23 protein-coding genes are annotated in these 16,394 nt (G+C 71.3%); 9 read left to right on the forward strand and 14 right to left on the reverse strand.

The genetic code is table 11. The annotated features are described in order from the left end of the window. Window positions 1-33: 33 nt before the first annotated feature. Window positions 34-1,404 (forward strand): adenylosuccinate lyase, encoded by a 1,371-nt coding sequence (purB, locus tag J2754_RS12845; RefSeq protein WP_211087649.1) that lies wholly within the window; start codon window positions 34-36, stop codon window positions 1,402-1,404. Window positions 1,405-1,448: 44 nt separating this feature from the next. Then, the gene (locus J2754_RS12850) at window positions 1,449-1,685 is read left to right on the forward strand and encodes a zinc ribbon domain-containing protein (protein ID WP_211087650.1); all 237 of its coding nucleotides are present in this window, start codon (window positions 1,449-1,451) and stop codon (window positions 1,683-1,685) included. A 12-nt stretch (window positions 1,686-1,697) separates the two neighbouring features. Here the strand turns inward: J2754_RS12850 and J2754_RS12855 are convergent, their stop codons facing one another. The 6 genes from J2754_RS12855 to dapA are packed head-to-tail and all read right to left on the reverse strand — an operon-like array spanning window position 1,698 to window position 7,326. Next, window positions 1,698-2,771 (reverse strand): M20 family metallopeptidase, encoded by a 1,074-nt coding sequence (locus J2754_RS12855; RefSeq protein ID WP_211087651.1) that lies wholly within the window; start codon window positions 2,769-2,771, stop codon window positions 1,698-1,700. Continuing rightward, window positions 2,768-3,565, reverse strand: coding sequence for a diaminopimelate epimerase (dapF, locus tag J2754_RS12860; protein ID WP_211087652.1), 798 nt, complete (start codon window positions 3,563-3,565; stop codon window positions 2,768-2,770). Before dapF ends, J2754_RS12855 begins: the two co-directional genes overlap by 4 nt. Further along, on the reverse strand, window positions 3,562-4,824 hold the full coding sequence (gene lysA / locus J2754_RS12865; protein WP_211087653.1) for a diaminopimelate decarboxylase: 1,263 nt from the start codon (window positions 4,822-4,824) through the stop codon (window positions 3,562-3,564). Before lysA ends, dapF begins: the two co-directional genes overlap by 4 nt. Beyond that, window positions 4,821-5,669, reverse strand: a complete 849-nt coding sequence (locus tag J2754_RS12870) for a 2,3,4,5-tetrahydropyridine-2,6-dicarboxylate N-succinyltransferase (RefSeq protein WP_211087654.1) — start codon at window positions 5,667-5,669, stop codon at window positions 4,821-4,823. The genes lysA and J2754_RS12870 overlap by 4 nt, the downstream gene beginning before the upstream one ends. After that, a complete protein-coding gene (gene dapB / locus J2754_RS12875) occupies window positions 5,666-6,436 on the reverse strand; it encodes a 4-hydroxy-tetrahydrodipicolinate reductase (RefSeq protein WP_211087655.1) in 771 nt (256 codons plus the stop codon). The genes J2754_RS12870 and dapB overlap by 4 nt, the downstream gene beginning before the upstream one ends. Further along, complete coding sequence (dapA, locus tag J2754_RS12880) at window positions 6,433-7,326, reverse strand: 4-hydroxy-tetrahydrodipicolinate synthase (RefSeq protein WP_211087656.1); 894 nt, start codon at window positions 7,324-7,326, stop codon at window positions 6,433-6,435. The genes dapB and dapA overlap by 4 nt, the downstream gene beginning before the upstream one ends. Window positions 7,327-7,601: 275 nt before the next feature. Here dapA and J2754_RS12885 point away from each other — a divergent pair, with 275 nt between their 5' ends. Both J2754_RS12885 and J2754_RS12890 read left to right on the forward strand, forming a co-directional pair. Next, window positions 7,602-8,243 (forward strand): metallophosphoesterase family protein, encoded by a 642-nt coding sequence (locus J2754_RS12885; RefSeq protein WP_211087657.1) that lies wholly within the window; start codon window positions 7,602-7,604, stop codon window positions 8,241-8,243. A 116-nt stretch (window positions 8,244-8,359) separates the two neighbouring features. Then, the gene (locus J2754_RS12890; protein ID WP_211087658.1) at window positions 8,360-8,857 is read left to right on the forward strand and encodes a LabA-like NYN domain-containing protein; all 498 of its coding nucleotides are present in this window, start codon (window positions 8,360-8,362) and stop codon (window positions 8,855-8,857) included. On the opposite strand, the gene J2754_RS12895 is transcribed toward J2754_RS12890, so the two are convergent. Then, window positions 8,854-9,036 carry a hypothetical protein gene (locus J2754_RS12895; RefSeq protein WP_211087659.1) on the reverse strand — a complete coding sequence of 61 codons (183 nt, stop codon included), beginning with the start codon at window positions 9,034-9,036 and terminating at the stop codon, window positions 8,854-8,856. The genes J2754_RS12890 and J2754_RS12895 overlap by 4 nt on opposite strands. An 86-nt stretch (window positions 9,037-9,122) precedes the next feature. Here J2754_RS12895 and J2754_RS12900 point away from each other — a divergent pair, with 86 nt between their 5' ends. From J2754_RS12900 to J2754_RS12910, 3 genes are all read left to right on the forward strand, one after another. Further along, on the forward strand, window positions 9,123-9,596 hold the full coding sequence (locus J2754_RS12900; RefSeq protein WP_188878472.1) for a PUA domain-containing protein: 474 nt from the start codon (window positions 9,123-9,125) through the stop codon (window positions 9,594-9,596). A gap of 112 nt (window positions 9,597-9,708) precedes the next feature. Next, window positions 9,709-10,095: a nascent polypeptide-associated complex protein gene (locus J2754_RS12905; RefSeq protein WP_188878471.1), complete on the forward strand. Its 387-nt coding sequence runs from the start codon at window positions 9,709-9,711 to the stop codon at window positions 10,093-10,095. Beyond that, on the forward strand, window positions 10,092-10,817 hold the full coding sequence (locus tag J2754_RS12910) for a methyltransferase domain-containing protein (protein ID WP_211087660.1): 726 nt from the start codon (window positions 10,092-10,094) through the stop codon (window positions 10,815-10,817). Before J2754_RS12905 ends, J2754_RS12910 begins: the two co-directional genes overlap by 4 nt. A 237-nt stretch (window positions 10,818-11,054) precedes the next feature. Here the strand turns inward: J2754_RS12910 and J2754_RS12915 are convergent, their stop codons facing one another. From J2754_RS12915 to J2754_RS12925, 3 genes are all read right to left on the reverse strand, one after another. Then, a complete protein-coding gene (locus J2754_RS12915; protein WP_188878469.1) occupies window positions 11,055-11,369 on the reverse strand; it encodes a transcription factor S in 315 nt (104 codons plus the stop codon). A gap of 49 nt (window positions 11,370-11,418) precedes the next feature. Further along, window positions 11,419-11,676: a DUF5789 family protein gene (locus tag J2754_RS12920; RefSeq protein WP_188878467.1), complete on the reverse strand. Its 258-nt coding sequence runs from the start codon at window positions 11,674-11,676 to the stop codon at window positions 11,419-11,421. 81 nt (window positions 11,677-11,757) lie between these two features. After that, a complete protein-coding gene (locus J2754_RS12925) occupies window positions 11,758-12,531 on the reverse strand; it encodes an enoyl-CoA hydratase/isomerase family protein (RefSeq protein ID WP_188878466.1) in 774 nt (257 codons plus the stop codon). A gap of 105 nt (window positions 12,532-12,636) precedes the next feature. On the opposite strand from J2754_RS12925, the gene J2754_RS12930 reads away from it, so the two are divergent. After that, window positions 12,637-13,134, forward strand: coding sequence for a DUF5797 family protein (locus J2754_RS12930; protein WP_188878465.1), 498 nt, complete (start codon window positions 12,637-12,639; stop codon window positions 13,132-13,134). On the opposite strand, the gene J2754_RS12935 is transcribed toward J2754_RS12930, so the two are convergent. From J2754_RS12935 to J2754_RS12945, 3 genes are all read right to left on the reverse strand, one after another. Then, entirely contained in the window at window positions 13,121-13,891 is a 771-nt protein-coding gene (locus J2754_RS12935) for a hypothetical protein (protein ID WP_188878464.1), read from the reverse strand. The genes J2754_RS12930 and J2754_RS12935 overlap by 14 nt on opposite strands. A 100-nt stretch (window positions 13,892-13,991) precedes the next feature. Next, complete coding sequence (locus J2754_RS12940; protein WP_211087661.1) at window positions 13,992-15,074, reverse strand: DUF5787 family protein; 1,083 nt, start codon at window positions 15,072-15,074, stop codon at window positions 13,992-13,994. Between the two features lies 1 nt (window position 15,075). After that, window positions 15,076-15,501 (reverse strand): bis(5'-nucleosyl)-tetraphosphatase, encoded by a 426-nt coding sequence (locus J2754_RS12945; protein ID WP_188878461.1) that lies wholly within the window; start codon window positions 15,499-15,501, stop codon window positions 15,076-15,078. Window positions 15,502-15,625: 124 nt separating this feature from the next. Here J2754_RS12945 and J2754_RS12950 point away from each other — a divergent pair, with 124 nt between their 5' ends. Further along, window positions 15,626-15,958, forward strand: coding sequence for an uS10/mL48 family ribosomal protein (locus tag J2754_RS12950; protein ID WP_188878460.1), 333 nt, complete (start codon window positions 15,626-15,628; stop codon window positions 15,956-15,958). A 55-nt stretch (window positions 15,959-16,013) separates the two neighbouring features. Here the strand turns inward: J2754_RS12950 and J2754_RS12955 are convergent. Then, window positions 16,014-16,394, reverse strand: a 381-nt coding sequence (locus J2754_RS12955; RefSeq protein WP_211087662.1) for a zinc ribbon domain-containing protein, incomplete at its 5' end; no start/stop codon positions are given.

Raw genomic sequence — 16,394 nt, forward strand, 5'->3', positions numbered from 1 at the left:
ACGCTTTTGGGTCGCCGGGCGGGAGTGACGCCCATGCCCGACCCCCTCGACGCCGTCTCGCCGCTCGACGGACGCTACGCCTCACGGACCGCGCCGCTCGCGGACTACGCGAGCGAGGCCGCGCTGATCCGCGCCCGCGTCCGCGTCGAAGTCGAGTACCTCTGCGCGCTCGCTGACCTGGACGTGACGCCGCTCGACCTCTCGGAGTCCGAACGCGCCGCGCTGCGCGAGGCCTACGAGTCCTTCGACGGCGAGTCGGCGCGACTCGTCAAGCGCATCGAGACCGAAGGGACAGAGACCTACGCCGCCACGAACCACGACGTGAAGGCCGTCGAGTACTTCGTCCGCGAGCACGCCCCCGAGCGCGTCTACCAGTGGATCCACTTCGCGCTCACCAGCGAGGACGTCAACAACCTCGCCTACCGCCTCCTCCTCAAGCCCACCGTCACCGAGGTGCTCGTCCCCACACTCCGCGCGATCCGCGACGAGCTCGTCGACTTCGCTCACGAGTACGCAGACACGCCGATGCTCGCGCGCACCCACGGTCAGCCCGCGACGCCCACGACCTTCGGGAAGGAGATGGCCGTCTACGCCGCCCGCCTCGGCCGCAAGCTCGCCGACGTCGAGGCCGCCGCCGACGCGCTCGCCGGCAAGCTCGCCGGCGCGTCGGGCGACTACGCCGCCCACCACGTCGCCTATCCCGACGTCGACTGGCGCGCCTTCTCCCGCGACTTCGTCGCCTCCCTCGGCCTTGACCACGTCGAGCCCACCACGCAGGTCAACCCCTCCGACGACGTCGCCGCGCTCTTCGGTGCCCTCCGCGAGACCAACACCGTCCTCCTCGACCTCGACAGGGACGTCTGGACGTACGTCTCCCAGCGCTACCTCGGCCAGGAGGCCGCGAAGTCCGAGACGGGGAGTTCGACGATGCCCCACAAGGTCAACCCCATCGACTTCGAGAACTCCGAGGGGAACCTCTCGAAGGCGAACGCGGATCTCGACTTCCTCGCCGACTACCTCCCGACCTCCCGCCTGCAGCGCGACCTCTCCGACTCCACGGTGAAGCGGAACGTCGGCGCGGCGTTCGCGTACTGTCTCATCGGCTACGGCAAGCTCCGGGACGGCCTCGCGAAGGTCGTCCCCAACGAGCGAGTGATGCGCGAGGACCTGGAGGAGACCCCGGAGGTCATCGGCGAGGCCGTCCAGACGATCCTCCGCCGAGAGGGAGACACCGAGGCCTACGAGCGAGTGAAAGAGCTCACCCGCGGCGAACGCGTCACGCTCGCCGACTTCCGCGACCTCTTCTGCGACCTCGACGTGTCCCCCGACGTCCGCGAGGAACTCCGCGCGCTCACGCCCGCCGGCTACACGGGCGTCGCCGCCGACCTCGCCCGCGACGCCTGACGCGTACAAGGCTTTTACCGTCGGCGGACGGACTCCCGGCCGCGATGTCCGACCCTGAGACCTCCCCGAGCGGTACCGACGACGACTACGGCTGTCCGAAGTGCGGCCACGACGAGGCCGCCACCGGCTCGATCTCCACCACCGGCTCCGGGCTCTCCAAGCTGTTCGACGTGCAGACGAACCGCTTCGAGACCGTCACCTGCGAGAACTGCGGCTACACGGAGCTGTACCGGGACGTCGGGAACAGGGGCAGCGACGTCGTCGACGTCTTCTTCGGCTGAGTGAGTCGCCGGTCAGCCGAGTAGCGCCCCGAGCGCGTCGGTGACGATCCGTGCGCCCGTCTCGACCTCGCGGAGGTCGACGTACTCGCGCTCCGCGTGCGCGACCGCGCCCTCCTCGTCCGCGAGCGAGCCCGGCCCGAAGACGACCGTCGGCGCGTCGCGCGCGAAGTACGAGGCTTCGGTCGCCGCGCCGAACGGCCGCGGATCGCCCGCGCCCGCCCCGCAGAGCGCGCGCACCACGTCGGCGTCGCGCGGCGTGGCGAACGCCTCCAGGAACGGCGTCGTCCGGGCTTGGGGATCGACCGCCACGTCGACGTCCGCCGGGACGGCCGCGCGCAGGTGCTCGCGCAGGCCGGCGAAGAAGCCGTCCGCCGTCTCCGGCGGCACGGAACGCCGGTCGATCACAAACGAGCAGTCCGCGGGGATCTGGTTCGTCGCCGCCCCACCCTCGATGGTCGTCGCCGTCAGCGTCGGCGCGCCCAGCGACGGATGACCGTCGGGACCGCGCTCGGCGTCGAACGTTTCGAGCGCTCGGAGCGCCGCCGCCGCGCCCTGGATCGCGGAGACGCCGGAGTCGGGTTCGGCGGCGTGCGCCGCCGTGCCGGCGCACGTCACCGTCCCCTGGAACCGGCCGCGCGCGGACGTACAGACGTCGAGCTCGGTCGGCTCGCCGACGACGTAACAGTCCGCGTCGAGGGCGAGGTGGTGTGCGCCCGTCGAGTCCGTCTCCTCGTCCGGCGTCACCGCGAGCGTCAGCGTCCCGCGCGCGGGATCGGCGTCGAGGAACGCCGAGAGCAGGACCGCCAGCGGTCCCTTCGCGTCGCACGATCCGCGACCGCGCAGGACGTCGCCGTCGCGCGTCGGTCGGACGTGCGGGGGCACCGTGTCGACGTGCGTGTTCAACACGACGTGCGGGCCCTCGCGGGCGCCCGACTTCCGGGCGAGCGTGTTGCCCGCGTCGTCCACGCGCGCCTCGACGCCCGCGTCAGCGAGTTCCTCGACGAGCAACGCGCGCATCGCGTCGACGTCCTCGTGTGAGGGGACTTCGACGGCGCGTTCGAGGAAGCGAACCGGGTCGACGCTCACGCGTCCGACACCTCGCCGGTCAGCGTGCGCTCGGTCGGGCCGCGCAGCGTCGTCGTCCCGTCCTCGCGCAGGCCGATCGCGAGGTCGCCGCCCGGTGGCGACACCGTCACCTCGCCCGTCTCCGGGATCGACCCGAGACGGGCGGCGACGGCGGCGATGGCGACCGCGCCCGTCCCGCAGGCCTGCGTTTCGCCCTCGACGCCGCGCTCGTAGGTGCGCTGATCGAAGCCGCCGCCCGCCCGGGCCGCCGCGAGGTTCACGTTCGCGCCCTCCGGGAAGACCTCATGGTGGCGGATCGGCGGGGCCACCTCGGCGAGCTCGACGCTACGCACGTCATCGACGAACGCGACGGCGTGCGGGACGCCCGTGTTCACCGCCGTCACGTCGTACCCGTCGAGTTCCTCGTCGACGAGCGCGGCCTCGCGGGCGAGCGGGACGTCGGCGGGGGCGAACGACGGCGTCCCCATCTCGACCGTGACGACGTCGCCCTCGACCGTGCAGCGCCGCGGGCCGGCGCCCGTCTCCAGGGTGAGAACGTCGCGGCCGGTGCGCTCGCTCACCCACTTCGCCGCACACCGCGCGCCGTTGCCGCACATCGCCGCGCGGGAGCCGTCGGGTTGGACGAGCGTCATCGTCGCGCGCGCGCCGCCGTCCTCGATCCCGAGGAACAGCGTGCCGTCGACGTCGAGCGACCGACAGAGGTCGGTGCCGAACGCCGTCTTCTCGGGCGCCTCGTCGGCGTCGACGACCGCGAATGCGTTGCCGGTGCCGTGGTACACGTCGTAGCTGGTCATGGGTCTCGGTAGGTGCGTGCCGTGTCCTCGGCGTGCGTCACGTCCGCGAGCGTCTCGCGTCGCCGGGCGAGTTCGGGATCGCCGCCGTCGAGGGCGACGACCGCCGGCCGCGGACGCGAGTTGTACTGCGAGGCCATCTCGACGCCGTACGCGCCCGCGTTCCCGACGGCGAGCAGGTCGCCGCGCTCGGGCGCGGGGAGCTCGCGCGCTTCGCCGAGGACGTCCGTGCTCTCACAGACGGGCCCGACGACCGAAACTTCCTCGGTCGGTCTGGACTCGACGAGCGAGCGGATCGGGTGGTACGAGCCGTACATCGCGGGGCGGACGAGCGCCGTCATCCCCGCGTCCGCGCCGGCGATGGTGGTGCCGGCGACGCGCTTCACGGTGTTCACCTCGGTGAGGAGGACGCCCGCGTCCGCGACGAGGTAGCGCCCGGGTTCGACCGTCAGCGTCGCGTCCACGCCGCCGAGGGCGTCTCGCGTGCGCGCGGCGACGCGTTCGAGGTCGAGCGCGTCCTCGTCCTCCCGGTACGGGACGCCGAAGCCGCCGCCGACGTCCACGAACTCGAAGTCGCGGCCGCTCTCGCGCGCCACGTCCGCGAGCGTCGAGACGACGCGCTCGTGCTCGTCGAGTTGGTCGTTCGTGATGCCGCTGCCCGCGTGCGCGTGGAGGCCGACGACGTCGAAGCCGTGGTCGGCCGCGGCGTCGAGGGCCGCGACGGCCTCGTCGGCGGGCACGCCGAACTTCGCGTCCTTCCCGGTCGAGACGGACTCGCTGTGGCCCGCGCCGACGCCCGGGTGGACGCGGAGGCAAAAGCGCCCCGCGAAGCCGCGCTCGGCGAGGCGGTCGATGGTGTCGCGCGCGCCGGCGGTGACCGTGAGACCGGGGCGTTCCGCGGCGACCCGACAGGCGTAGTCGAGGTCCTCGGCGGGCGGATTGACGGCCGTGTAGTGGACGTCCGCGGGGCCGAAGCCGGCGTCGAGGGCGCGCGCGAGCTCGCCCGCGCTCGCGCACTCCGCGCCCGCCCCGGCGTCGCGGAGCGTCCGCAGGACGTGGGCGCCCGCGTTGGCCTTCACCGCGAACAGCACCTCGGCGTCGGGGAACGCCGCGGCGAGGCGCGCGTAGTTCGCGCGGACCCGTTCGAGGTCGTCGACGTAGAGCGGCGTACCGTACGCGTCGGCGAGCTCGGCCAGCGCGTCGGCGTCCCACGCCGAGAGCCGGCGGACGGCCGGGCCCGCCGCGTCGCCGTCCCCGCTCACTCCCGGAGCGCCTCCTCGCGCTGGCTGGCTTCGAGCGTGCTCGCCTCGAGGTCGGTGGCGACGACGGCGGGCTTGTACGCGCCGCCGTCGAAGAGATCGTGCTCGCCGATGGAGGACTCGACGAAGCGCGTGAACGCCCGGCGCTCCGGCGGGAGGTGGCCGTAGATGACCTCTTCCTCGACGAGGTCGTAGACGGGGATTCGCGGCGTGAGAAGGGTGTTCTCCCCGACGACGGAGTTCTCCCCGACGACGAAGCCGGAGGTGACGCGACAGCCGGCGCCCAGCGAGACGCCGTCCTCGACGACGACGGGCGCGTCCTCGACCGGTTCGAGGACGCCGCCGATGAGCGTGTTCGCGCCGAGCTTCACGTCGTCGCCGATCTGCGCGCAGGACCCCACGGTATCGCAGGAGTCGACGAGCGTGCCGTCGCCGACGTGCGCGCCGATGTTCACGAACGCCGGGGACATCAGGATCGCATCAGAGCCGACGTAGGCGCCCCGTCGGATCGTCGTGCCGTCCGGCGTGTTCCGCGTGCCGCGCTCGCCGAGATCCGCGGTGTCGCGAAGCGGCAGGACGTCGTGGTAGGTGACGCCGCCGTACTCGCGGGGCTGGGTCTCTCGGAGGGAGAAGTTCAGCAGGACGCCGCGCTTCACCCACTCGACGGCCTCCCACTCGCCCGCGTCCTTCTCCGCGGCGCGGACCTCGCCCGCTTCGAGCGCTTCGAGGAAGGCGTCGATCGTGTCCGCGTCCGCCGGATCGAGATCCGCGGGCCCGAGGCCGTCGGTCTGCACGCGTTCCCAGAGGTCCTCCACGTCCGCTTCGAGCGCGTCGTAGCTTCGACTCACAGTTGGCTGGCGATTGTCTCGAAGCGGTAATAGTCCGCCGGTTGCTCGGCGAGCCACGCCGCCGCGTCCAGCGCGCCCTCCGCGAAGACGCTCCGGGAGCCCGCGCGGTGCGTCAGTTCGAGGCTCTCGTGGTTCCCCGCGAGGAGTACCTCGTGCTCGCCCGTCACGTCGCCCGCGCGGCGCGCGTGGACGCCGATCTCGCCCGCCTCGCGGGGCGCCTCGCCCTCGCGGCCGTGGACGCGCTCGGTCGCACCCTCGCGCGCTCCCTCGATCCGGTCGAGCAGGACCTTCGCGGTGCCCGAGGGCGCGTCGCGCTTCCCGTTGTGGTGCGTTTCGAGCAGTTCGACGTCGTACTCGGGGAGGTCCGCGACCGCGCTCTCGACGGCGTCGAGGAGCGCCTGCACGCCCCGCGAGAAGTTCGCGCCGACGAGGATCGGGACCGCGGTGCCCGCTTCCTCCAGCGCCGCGACGTCGGCCTCGGAGAACCCCGTGGTGCCCGTGACGAGCGGGACGCCGTACGTCGCACACGCTCCCGCGTACGCCACGGTCGCCTCCGGTCCGGTGAAGTCGACGACGGCGTCCGGGCGCTCCTCGTCGAGGAGCGCCTCGAACTCCGCGCTCGGACGGACGGGGACGCCCTCGACGTGCTCGCCGTCCGCGTCGCGGTTCACCGCGAACGCGATATCGAGACCGCGCTCGCGCGCGACCGCGAGGACGGTCTTCCCCATCCGGCCGGTCGCGCCCGTGACGGCGAGCCGCGGCGTCATCGCTCGCCCTCCACGTCGTCGTGGAGCGCCTCGAGCGTCGCGCGGGTCTCCGGCGTCGCGCGGGAGAGCGGATCGCGCAGTTCGGCGGGGCCGTACCCCCAGACGTCCATCGCCTCCTTCACCGGGATCGGGTTCGTCTCGTCGAAGAGCGCGCGGAAGAGCGGGCCGAGGGCGTGGTGGCGCTCGCGGGCGAGCGCGTACTCGCCGTCGAGGGCGTCGTCGACGAGCGCCGCCGTGCGCTCCGGGACGACGTTCGCGGCGACGCTGATGACGCCCGTCGCGCCGATGGCGAGCAGCGGGAGCGTCATCCCGTCGTCGCCCGAGAGCACCGCGAACTCCTCGTCGCGCGTTCGCTCGATGACCTCCGAGATGAGCCCGACGTCGCCGCTCGCGGCCTTGTAGCCGACGATGTTCTCGTGCTCGGCGAGCGCGACCGTCGTGTCCACGTCGATGGACCGCCCCGTCCGCGAGGGGACGTTGTAGACGATCTGCGGGAGATCGACCGCGTCGGCGATCCGGCGGTAGTGGCGTTCCATCCCGGCCGGCTCGGGCTTGTTGTAGTACGGCGAGATGAGCAACAGGGCGTCCGCGCCGGCGTCCGCGACCCGGCGGGAGAGCGAGACGGCCTCGTGGGTCGAGTTCGATCCCGCGCCCGCGATCACGGGGACGTCGACGGCGTCGACGACGGTGTCGACGACGTCGACGTGTTCGTCGTGGGTCAGCGTCGCGGACTCGCCGGTCGAGCCCGCGGGGACGAGGCCGTCGACGCCGGCGGCTTCCAAGCGTCGGGCGTCGGCGGCGAGCTGCTCGTGATCGATGCGGTCGGGGTCGTCCTCGAACGGCGTCGTCATCGCGACGAACGTGCCGGTCATCGGTGGCGTGTGGGACATGTGTGTGGTGTAGAGTGACTGCGGGTGGGAGTAAAACGATACGCGGTTCCGACCGCGGTAGCCCGAGACGGGACGCTACGCCCGCAGCGAGCCGGTTCCGGTTCGCGCGCGTTTAGCGACGCGCGGGAGAACGCCGTCGCTCACGGCGGTCGGCGACCGCGCGAGCGCGTGCGTTCCGGTCATACAGTCGTGTAACGGGCGCTGTTATAAGATTCTGTCGCCGCGTCGCGCGACTGGCGAGGATTTATGCCGGCGCGGCCGACACCACCGGGACGATGCTCGTCCTCGGCGACGCTCACGCGACCGACCCCGCCCGCAAGCGGGCGCTCTTCGCCGCCTACCGCGCCGCCGACGAGTCCGTCGCCGTCCAGTGCGGCGATCTCGAATACTACGACCTCCCCGTGCGCACGTATTTCGTCGCGGGCAACAACGAGGACTTCGACGTCATCGACGCGCTCCGTCACGGCCGCGTCCGCTCGCGCGACGTCGAGAACGCCCGCCTGCTCGCCAGCGACGCCGTCGACGTCGAGGGCGTTCGCGTCGCGGGCCTCTCGGGGAACTACGCGCCGACGCAGTACGACAAACCCCGCTCCGCGCTCGTCGGCGAGCGCCGCCGCCACTTCGTCCGCGCGGACGTCGAACGCGCGAAAGCCCTCGACGACGTCGACGTCCTCCTCACTCACCAGGCCCCCCACGGGACGCCCGTGATGGAGGAGTACGACGTCGGCTGTCGGCACGTCGACGACCTCGTCACGGCGCTCTCGCCCGACCTCTGCCTCGTCGGCCACCACCACGAGCACACCGAGTCGACGTTCGGCGACACCCGCGTCGTCACCGTCGACCCCGTCTGGGAGTCCTACTACGCCCTCGACCCCGAGACGCTCGCTCTGACGCGCCACGAGACGCCCGAGGCCTGAGGTGCGCGGTCCGCGGTCGAGTGAGAGTGAGTGCGTCGCCGACGTGCCCGCGGTCGCTCGCGTCCACGCCCGTGCGTAGCCTCTTTACGACAGACCGGCGAAGCGGACGCCAACAGATGGCCGAGATCCACCCCGCACAGCGCGTCGCCGTCCTCGCGGACGCGCAGAACCTCTATCACTCCTCTCACAGCCTCTACTCGCAGAACGTCGACTACTCGGGCCTGCTCGACGCCGCCGTCGACGGCCGCGAGCTCGTCCGCGCTATCGCCTACGTCATCCGCGCGGACTCCCCACAGGAGGAGTCGTTCTTCGAGGCGCTACGCGACATCGGCTTCGAGGCGAAGATAAAGGAGATCAAGACGTTCGGGGACGGGTCGAAGAAGGCCGACTGGGACGTCGGCATCAGCCTCGACGCCGTCACGCTCGCGGAGAAGGTCGACGCCGTCGCGCTCTGCACGGGCGACGGGGATTTCTCGCGGCTCTGCCACCACCTCCGTCACGAAGGCGTCCGCGTCGAGGTGTTCGGGTTCCGCTCGTCGACCGCCGACGAACTCATCGACGCCGCCGACGACTTCACGGACTTGGCGGATCTGTCCGAAGCGGTACTGCTCTAAACGGAGCGCCCGTCGCCGGCCGTACCGACGAGGAGCGCGCCCGCCGCGAGTCCGACGGACGCGATCGCGCCGGCTCCGAGCGTCATCGGACTCACGGTCTTCATCGTCAGCGTCGTCCACAACAGCAACGCCACCGCGGCCACGAGGATCGGCAGTCCCGCGAGCGTCTTCGTTTCCATCGTACTCTCGGTTTGGGTCGCCCAGCACATAAGCCCACCTCTCCCGTCCGAAGGGTACATCCCGCCGTCGCGCGGAGGTGTCCCGCATGGAGGATTCGGAACGACGGACCCTGCGGACGATCGCGGATTACCAGTTCCGCGCGGGCGCGGGCGAGGCGCTGTTCCCCGACGGGGAGGCGTACGACGTCGACCGCTCGAAGTCCGGGCGCCCCCGGCAGGTCTCGACGCGCGAGGGCGAACGCCTCGTCTCCCTCGGGACCGACGGGCGCTTCACGCTCGGACTCGCCGGCGGCGAGCGCCTGCACGACGCACTCAGCGCGCCCGCGTGCCGCGTCGTCGTCGGCGACGAGAGCGAGCCGTTCGTCCGCGAGGGGAAGAACGTCTTCGCCAAGTTCGTCACGGACGTCGACCCCGAGGGCCGCGCCGGCGACGAGGTCGTCGTCGTCCACGAAGGCGGCTCCCCGATCGCTGTCGGCCGCCTCGAACTCGACGCCGACGCCGTCCGCGACTTCGATACCGGGATGGCGGTCAAGATCCGGGAGGGCGCGGGCACGCAGTAGGCGGTGCGTCCCGGTGAGTCCGACCGGCCGTGACGGCCCGACGGCGACCGTACACCGCCGGACGCGCCCGCGACCCGCAGTGCTTTTGCCCCGGGCGGCCGGAGAGACGGACATGTTCGGAGGAGGCGGCGGGATGAACCCCCGGAAGATGCAGCAGATGATGGAACAGATGGGAATCGACGTCACCGAGATCGACGCCGAGGAGGTCGTCATCACGACGGCCGACGGGCGCGAGCTCGTCTTCACTGACGCCGACGTCACGCAGATGGACGCCCGCGGGCAGGAGACCTACCAGATCCTCGGGCAGCCGGAGGAGCGCGAGGCCACCGCGGCCGTCGAATCCGGCGACGCTGACGACGCCGACGCCGGCGAGCCCGAGATTCCCGACTCGGACGTCGAGATCGTCGTCCAGCGGACGGGCGCGAGCGAGGAGGAGGCCCGCGCGGCCCTGAAGGGCGCCGACGGCGACCTCGCGACCGCGATCGCCACGCTGGAGTGAGGGCGTTCCTCCTCGTCCGGGACGACCGCGAGTTCCTCTGTCACCCCGACGAGGAGCTCCACACCGACCTCGGCGTCGTCGAGACCCCCGCGGACCCCGAACCGGGACAGGTCGTCGAGACGCATCTCGGCGAGCCGTTCACCGTCCGCTCGCTGCGCGGCCCCGACCTCTTCGATCACCTCGAACGAACGGGCGCGCCGATGATGCCGAAGGACATCGGCGTCGTCGTCGGCGAGACGGGCGCGGCCGCAGACGACCGCGTCCTCGACGCGGGCACCGGAACGGGCGTCCTCGCCGCCTACCTCGGCCGCCTCGGTGCGGACGTCCTCACCTTCGAGGCCCGCGAGGAGTTCGCGGAGGTCGCGCGCGAGAACATGACGCTCGCGGGCGTCGAGGAGAGGGTCGAAGTCCGCGCCGGTGACGTCACCGAGGAGCTCGCCGACCTCGGGACGTTCGACCTCGTGACGCTCGACACCGCGGACGCCCCCGAGGTCGTCGCCCGCCTCCACGACCACCTCGTTTCCGGGGGGTTCGTCGCCGTCTACTCGCCGTTCGTCGAGAACGCCCGCGCGAGCCACGAGGCCGCCGTCGACGCGGGCCTCACCGGCGTCGACACGATCGAGACGATCCAGCGCGCGATGGACTTCGACGAGCGGGGGTCCAGACCGAGCACCCGCGGCGTCGGCCACACGGGCTACCTCACGTTCGCGCGAAAACCGTAGGCGCAGGCCGGCGCGTCGCCGTGCGGAGCGCGGGCGATAGAGGTCCACGATCGTGTCGCTGTGGTACGCTGTCGATCGGTCCGCAATCGCGTGGCCGTGCGAGCCACGATCGCGGTACCGTCGCGGTGTCGCCTCCGCACTCACCGAGCGACGGGACCGCTCGGGCGCCGCTCGTGGCGATCGTTACGAGCGCGAACCGCGAAGCGAATCCCCCGCGGGAGAGCCCCCGATCTTAGGTTAGTTGTCGTCTTCGCGCCAGCGGTGCTCGCACTCCGTACAGATGAAAAAGCGCGTCTCGGACTCGTCGGCGCTGCGGATCTGCTGCATGTAGTAGTAGGCCCGATCGTTGCCACACTCCGGACAGAAGGTCTTCGTGGAGGGGAGCCCGCGGTCCTCGGCGTCCGAGACGTCGACGATCTCCGACTCCTCTTGGCCCTCGGTGACCGTGTACTGGGCGGCGTCGCCCTTCGGCTGCTCGTGACCGCAGGACGTACAGACCCAGAAGTCGTCCTCCGCCCGCATCATCGAACCGCACTCGTCGCAGAATTCCATGCTACCCCCGTAGCTGACCCGCCCACATAAGCCTCCGTGTTCGGCGCCGTCAGCCCTCGCCCTCCGACTGACCCGGCTCCCCGACGGCCTCCGTCGGGAGGTTGTTGCGGATCGAGATGGCGAGCGACGCGGGATCATCGAACACCTCCTCCTGAATGCGCTCGACGACGTCCGCGGCGGGCTCCTCGCCGTCCGCGTAGACAAGCACGAGCCCCGTCACCTCCTCGACCGCGTTCTGTTTGCTGAGCGGGTACGGGAGCCCGTCGAGGGCGTCTTCGAGGTCCTTGAGCTTCACGCGTTCTGTCATGGCTTCAGGTACCGCTGGCCGCTCCTTAACTGTTTGTCGCGGGCCGCCGTTCGTTCTTCGCGGCGACGAAGCCGCCGCGCGCTACTCGAACACCGGTTCTCGCTCCCCCAAGAACGCCGCCATCCCCTCGCGTTGGTCGTGCGTACCGAACAGCGAGGCCCACGTGCGCCGTTCGAAGTCGAGGCCCGCGCCGAGGTCCGTCTCGTGACTCTTCGTGATCGCTTCCTTCGCGGCGGCGAGCGCGAACTGCGGGCGCGCGGCGAGGTCGGCGGCGAGGTCCGCGACGTACTCGCCGAGCTCGTCGTGCGCGACGAGGTCACCGACGAGGCCGAGGTCGTACGCGTCCTGCCCGTCGATCCGGTCGCCGAAGTAGATGAGCCGACGGGCCGTCTCGTCACCGACGAGTCGGGGGAGGCGTTGGGTCCCGCCCCACCCGGGGACGATCCCGAGGTCGGTCTCGGTCTGCCCGAGGACGGCGCTCTCCGCGGCGACGCGCAGGTCACAGGCGAGCGCGAGTTCGAGGCCGCCGCCGAGCGCGTAGCCCCCGATCGCCGCGATGACGGGCGCGGGGAAGGTCTCGATCGCCCGCGTGACGTCGTGGCCGAGGTCGGCGTACGCGTGGGCCTCCGCGGGGCCGTACTCCGCCATCTCGGCGATGTCCGCCCCGGCGGCGAAGGCGTCGTCGCCCGCGCCCGTGAGGACGAGCGCGCGAGCGTCGGCGGCCTCGGCGTCCGCGAGCGCACCGAGGAGGGCGTCGAGCGTCGCGCTATCGAGCGCGTTCAGTCGGTCCGGGCGGTCGATCGTGATCGTCGCGACGCCCGCGTCGTCGACGTCGAGCCGAACGGGATCGCTCATGGTGGCACGGACGGGGAGGTGGCCCATAACGATGGGGGCGAGATGAGCCGGGACGGCGATTCCGGAGGGGAAACGGCGAAATAGGGCCGCCGAATACGCGGGACCATGACCCTCTCGGAGGAGGCGGCCGAACGCCTCGCGGACATCGTGGAGCTCCAGCCGACGAAGAACAAGGCCCTCCAGGAGCGCTGGGGGATGGAGTCGGGGAGCGAGGTCCACCAGTACCTCGAATCGGAGCTGAAAGAGTACTACTACCGCGACGAGAACAGCCTCATCCGCGCGACGGCGGAGGCGCGAGCCACCGTCACCGGCGAGGAACCCGACTCCTTCGAGGTCCACATGACGGACTTCGAGCGACTCGTGTTCGGCGTCGCACCGGGCCCGGCGGAGGAGTCCGCAAGCGTCGTCAGCGTCCTCCACCGCCTCCGCGAGGCCCACGGCGACGACCTCGCGAACGACGACGGCGAGGAGCCGAGCGCGAAGGACGTTCGGCGCGCCCTCCAGTCGCTCAAGCGAAAGGGCGTCGTCGAGCTCATCTACCGGACCGTTCCGACGTTCCGCCTCGCCGTCGAGCGCGACGCCGTCGAGGTCAGCGGCGACTGACCGCGTAGGCGTAACCGAGCGACTCCGCGAGGTCCGACAGCGCCGCCAGCACCGCCTCGGTCGTCGACGCGTCGCCCGTCGGCACCGTCCCGGGCGGCTCGCTCGCGACCACGTCGTAGACGCGCCCGAGCGCCCGCTGAATCGGGTCGCGTGCCGTCGCCGTCATCGAGCGCCACTCGCAGTCGACGCCGCGGCCGCCGCGGGCCGTCTCGGCCGCGGCGAGGCGGTCGAGCGAGTGGGCGCGCCAGTCGCCGTCGCGCGTCGCGTACCGCAGCGACGTCGGCGTCAGCTCGTAGGCGGTCTCGTTCACGCGCCACGTGAGCAGCGGGCCCGCGGGGTACAGCGCCACGCCGTCGATCGCCGAGAGCGCGGTCCGCACGGCGTCGCGGTACGCGGGCGCGTCGGCGGCGTACACCTCGCGGACGTGGAATTCGTGTGGGACCGAGTGGTACAGCGGTGTCTCGCCGTCGCGGACGAACACCGCCCCGACGTCGAACGCGCGCCAGTTCAGCGGGTCGTCGCCGTCGATCGGGTCGCCGAGCGCCCGTAACGCGGTCTCGGCGTCGTCGGGGAGCGTCCCGATCCGTTCCTCGCCGCCGTCCAGCGCGCGCTCGCCGGCCGAGGCCGGTGCGAGCGAGCGGAACGCCCGCCCGGCCGTCGGCGCGTGGGCGTAGGTCGTCCGGGCTCGCGGCGACGTGGACGTGCGTCCCCCGCTCGGCGGCGGCCTCGACGACGGCGTTCTCGGCGGCGAACGCACTCCCGTTCCGCACGCCCGGACCGTGGGAGAGGCGGTGGCTCGGCTCGGCGTCGTCGTGCGGTGCGCGGAGCGCCATACCCGCCTCCTTCGCCCCCGCTCACTACTTGGTATCGGCGCTCCGGTCGCCGAGTCCCGGGCGGTGACGCCGGCGTCGCTCGGCGAGCAGGCGTTTCACCGCGGACCCCGGGCCGCCCTCGATCGGCCACCCGCGCTGTCGCCAGCCGGGCGGTTCGGGGGCGAACTCGGCACACGAGCCCGAACACTCCGCGGCGGTCTGCTCGCGGTCCTTCGCGTGGCAGTACGGGACGTGGCCGTCGCCGGCACGGCGTAGATCGAACGCGCGGCAGTCCGGACGCATCGTATCGGCGTACGCGCGCCACCCGCGGCCGTAGGCGCGCTCGGCGATCCGGGCCCGCGTCTCGCGCTTCTCCGCGGGCGCGACGTACTCGAAGGTCGTCGGGTCGCCGTGGTCCGTGACGCGGACCCCGGACGCGTCCGGATCGAGCGCGCGGGGGTGCCACGCGACGTCAGCGTCGATCGCGGGGGCGCGCGTCGCTCCTGGAAGCCGTCCGTCCGTTCGGCCGCCGCCCGCGTCGTCCGTCGCCTCGACCGTCAAGACGCCCGCGGCGCTCGGCATCTCCGTGACGAGCGCGCGCGTGCGATCGGCGCGGGTGGCGACCCACACCTCGTCGGCGAGGCCGAGCGCGACGTCGCGTTCGAGCTGATCCGCGAGGGCGCGCGCGGCGGACGCGTCGAGGTCGGGTTTGTTCTCGATCGCGACGACCCGTCGCACCCAGTCGGGATACGGCGCGATCCGGCGGATCTCGATCCGATTCGAGCGTTTGCGCTCTTCGAGGACGCCGCGGGCGCTCGCGCGGTGGATCGCCTCCCGGACGTAGCGCCACGGGTAGCCCGGATCGGGGAGCGCGTCGCGGTAGTACGTCCAGTCGGCGGGCGCGTACCGGACGACGTCGAGGAGGTCGGCGTCGAGCTCGTCGGGACCGAAGGCGGCGCGCGCGCGCAGTCCCGCGGGGTCGGCTTCGACGAGCACGGTGTCCCAGCGCCGCCGCTGAGTGCCGAGTTGGCGCGCGACGAGAACGCGGCTGTCGGGATCGGCGGGCGTCCAGTGTCGCTCCGCCCACGCGCAGACGCGAAGTTCGAAGCCGAACTCCGCGCCGCCCATCTCAGAGGTCCGCCTCGTCGAGGAACTCGTGGGCGTCCTCGAGGATGTCGCGGGGGCCGTCCTGCGTGATCGTGTTCAGTGCCTGTTCGTAGTCGCGCCATTGGAGGTCCGAGTGCTCGTTCGAGAGCTCGGCGGAGGCCTCGAAGGATTTGGCGATGAAGAGGTGGACCGTCTTGTGGATGCGGTCCCCGTTCGCCTCGAAGACGTAATCGTAGTCGTCGCGAAAGCCGTCGATGAGACGGAAATCGCCGATCCCGGCCTCCTCCTTCACCTCCCGGATGGCGGTCTGTTGGAGTTCTTCGTCCCCCTCCACGCCGCCTTTGGGGAATTCCCAGTCCCCGGGGCGGCTCTTGAGAAGGAGGTACTCGCGCCGGCCCCGGGTGTCCCGGAACAGGATGGCACCGGCGCTCGTTGCTTCAACCGTCATTGTGTCCATTAAATCGGCGGCGGATTAAGAGAATGTCGGAGACTACCGGGGAGACGGGCGCGGCGAACAACCGCGCCGTTTTTGAGGGTGGACGTTGTTGCGTACGGTTACGCGCACCCCAGCCATGACTTTCGTCACAAGCCTCACTCTGGAGAGCGGGGACCGAGCGGCCCTCGACGGCGTCGTCGAGGACATCCGCGACACGGTCCGCCGCAAGGGTGCGGAGCTCAAAGGCCCGCACTCGGAATCGCCGACCCAACACTTCGTCCCGCAGTACAAGCGACTCGACGGCGAGCGCGACACGTTCGAGGCGTGGAGCTACACGGTGTATCGACGCCGCGTCGAGATCCGCGGTGCCGACGAGCTCGCACGAGACATCATGTCCTGGGACTTCCCGAACAGCGTCCACGTCACCGCCGACATCGAACGCGTCCAGCACGTCGGCTCCCCGGCTTGACATCCTCCCCGCGCTGAAGCGCGAGGATTCCCGACCGCCGTTGGGATATTGTGGTCTACGGCGTGACCTGTTCTCGCGGTGCGAAGCAGCCGCTCTCTGAATCGAACAGGTACACCGAAGGCTGTGCCAACCAGCCGTTACTCCTATCTCCCCCATCACAGGCCAGAGTCGGAGATACGTTCTGCCGAATGTTCTCAGCACCGTTTACATCCGCGTTCGCCACCATACCACACGCATCGCAGACGTACAGTCCGCGCTCAACACGGTTCGCCTTTCGTTTGCGACCACAGCATGAACACGACTTGGACGTATCACGCTCGGACATCTGCTCGACCATGATACCCTTCATCTCGGCTTTGTACGCAAGCATCGAGGTGAAGCGGTCGAACGCCCACGAGTGCAAGTCCAGGTTACCCTGCTTGCCCCAGTTCTTCGA

It is taken from the genome of Halarchaeum nitratireducens, assembly GCF_017874695.1.
Taxonomy (GTDB): Archaea; Halobacteriota; Halobacteria; order Halobacteriales; family Halobacteriaceae; genus Halarchaeum; species Halarchaeum nitratireducens.

Excerpts from the sequence above, each read along its gene's own strand:
- J2754_RS12915 (WP_188878469.1), bottom strand. The coding sequence starts at position 11,369 with ATGGAATTCTGCGACGAGTGCGGTTCGATGATGCGGGCGGAGGACGAC.
- dapB (WP_211087655.1), bottom strand. The coding sequence starts at position 6,436 with ATGACGCCGCGGCTCGCCGTCACGGGCGCGACCGGCCGGATGGGGAAG.
- J2754_RS12950 (WP_188878460.1), top strand. The coding sequence starts at position 15,626 with ATGACTTTCGTCACAAGCCTCACTCTGGAGAGCGGGGACCGAGCGGCC.
- J2754_RS12905 (WP_188878471.1), top strand. The coding sequence starts at position 9,709 with ATGTTCGGAGGAGGCGGCGGGATGAACCCCCGGAAGATGCAGCAGATG.
- dapF (WP_211087652.1), bottom strand. The coding sequence starts at position 3,565 with ATGACCAGCTACGACGTGTACCACGGCACCGGCAACGCATTCGCGGTC.
- J2754_RS12920 (WP_188878467.1), bottom strand. The coding sequence starts at position 11,676 with ATGACAGAACGCGTGAAGCTCAAGGACCTCGAAGACGCCCTCGACGGG.
- purB (WP_211087649.1), top strand. The coding sequence starts at position 34 with ATGCCCGACCCCCTCGACGCCGTCTCGCCGCTCGACGGACGCTACGCC.
- J2754_RS12940 (WP_211087661.1), bottom strand. The coding sequence starts at position 15,074 with ATGGGCGGCGCGGAGTTCGGCTTCGAACTTCGCGTCTGCGCGTGGGCG.
- J2754_RS12945 (WP_188878461.1), bottom strand. The coding sequence starts at position 15,501 with ATGACGGTTGAAGCAACGAGCGCCGGTGCCATCCTGTTCCGGGACACC.
- J2754_RS12900 (WP_188878472.1), top strand. The coding sequence starts at position 9,123 with ATGGAGGATTCGGAACGACGGACCCTGCGGACGATCGCGGATTACCAG.
- J2754_RS12885 (WP_211087657.1), top strand. The coding sequence starts at position 7,602 with ATGCTCGTCCTCGGCGACGCTCACGCGACCGACCCCGCCCGCAAGCGG.
- J2754_RS12890 (WP_211087658.1), top strand. The coding sequence starts at position 8,360 with ATGGCCGAGATCCACCCCGCACAGCGCGTCGCCGTCCTCGCGGACGCG.
- J2754_RS12895 (WP_211087659.1), bottom strand. The coding sequence starts at position 9,036 with ATGGAAACGAAGACGCTCGCGGGACTGCCGATCCTCGTGGCCGCGGTG.
- dapA (WP_211087656.1), bottom strand. The coding sequence starts at position 7,326 with ATGTCCCACACGCCACCGATGACCGGCACGTTCGTCGCGATGACGACG.
- J2754_RS12925 (WP_188878466.1), bottom strand. The coding sequence starts at position 12,531 with ATGAGCGATCCCGTTCGGCTCGACGTCGACGACGCGGGCGTCGCGACG.
- J2754_RS12850 (WP_211087650.1), top strand. The coding sequence starts at position 1,449 with ATGTCCGACCCTGAGACCTCCCCGAGCGGTACCGACGACGACTACGGC.
- J2754_RS12930 (WP_188878465.1), top strand. The coding sequence starts at position 12,637 with ATGACCCTCTCGGAGGAGGCGGCCGAACGCCTCGCGGACATCGTGGAG.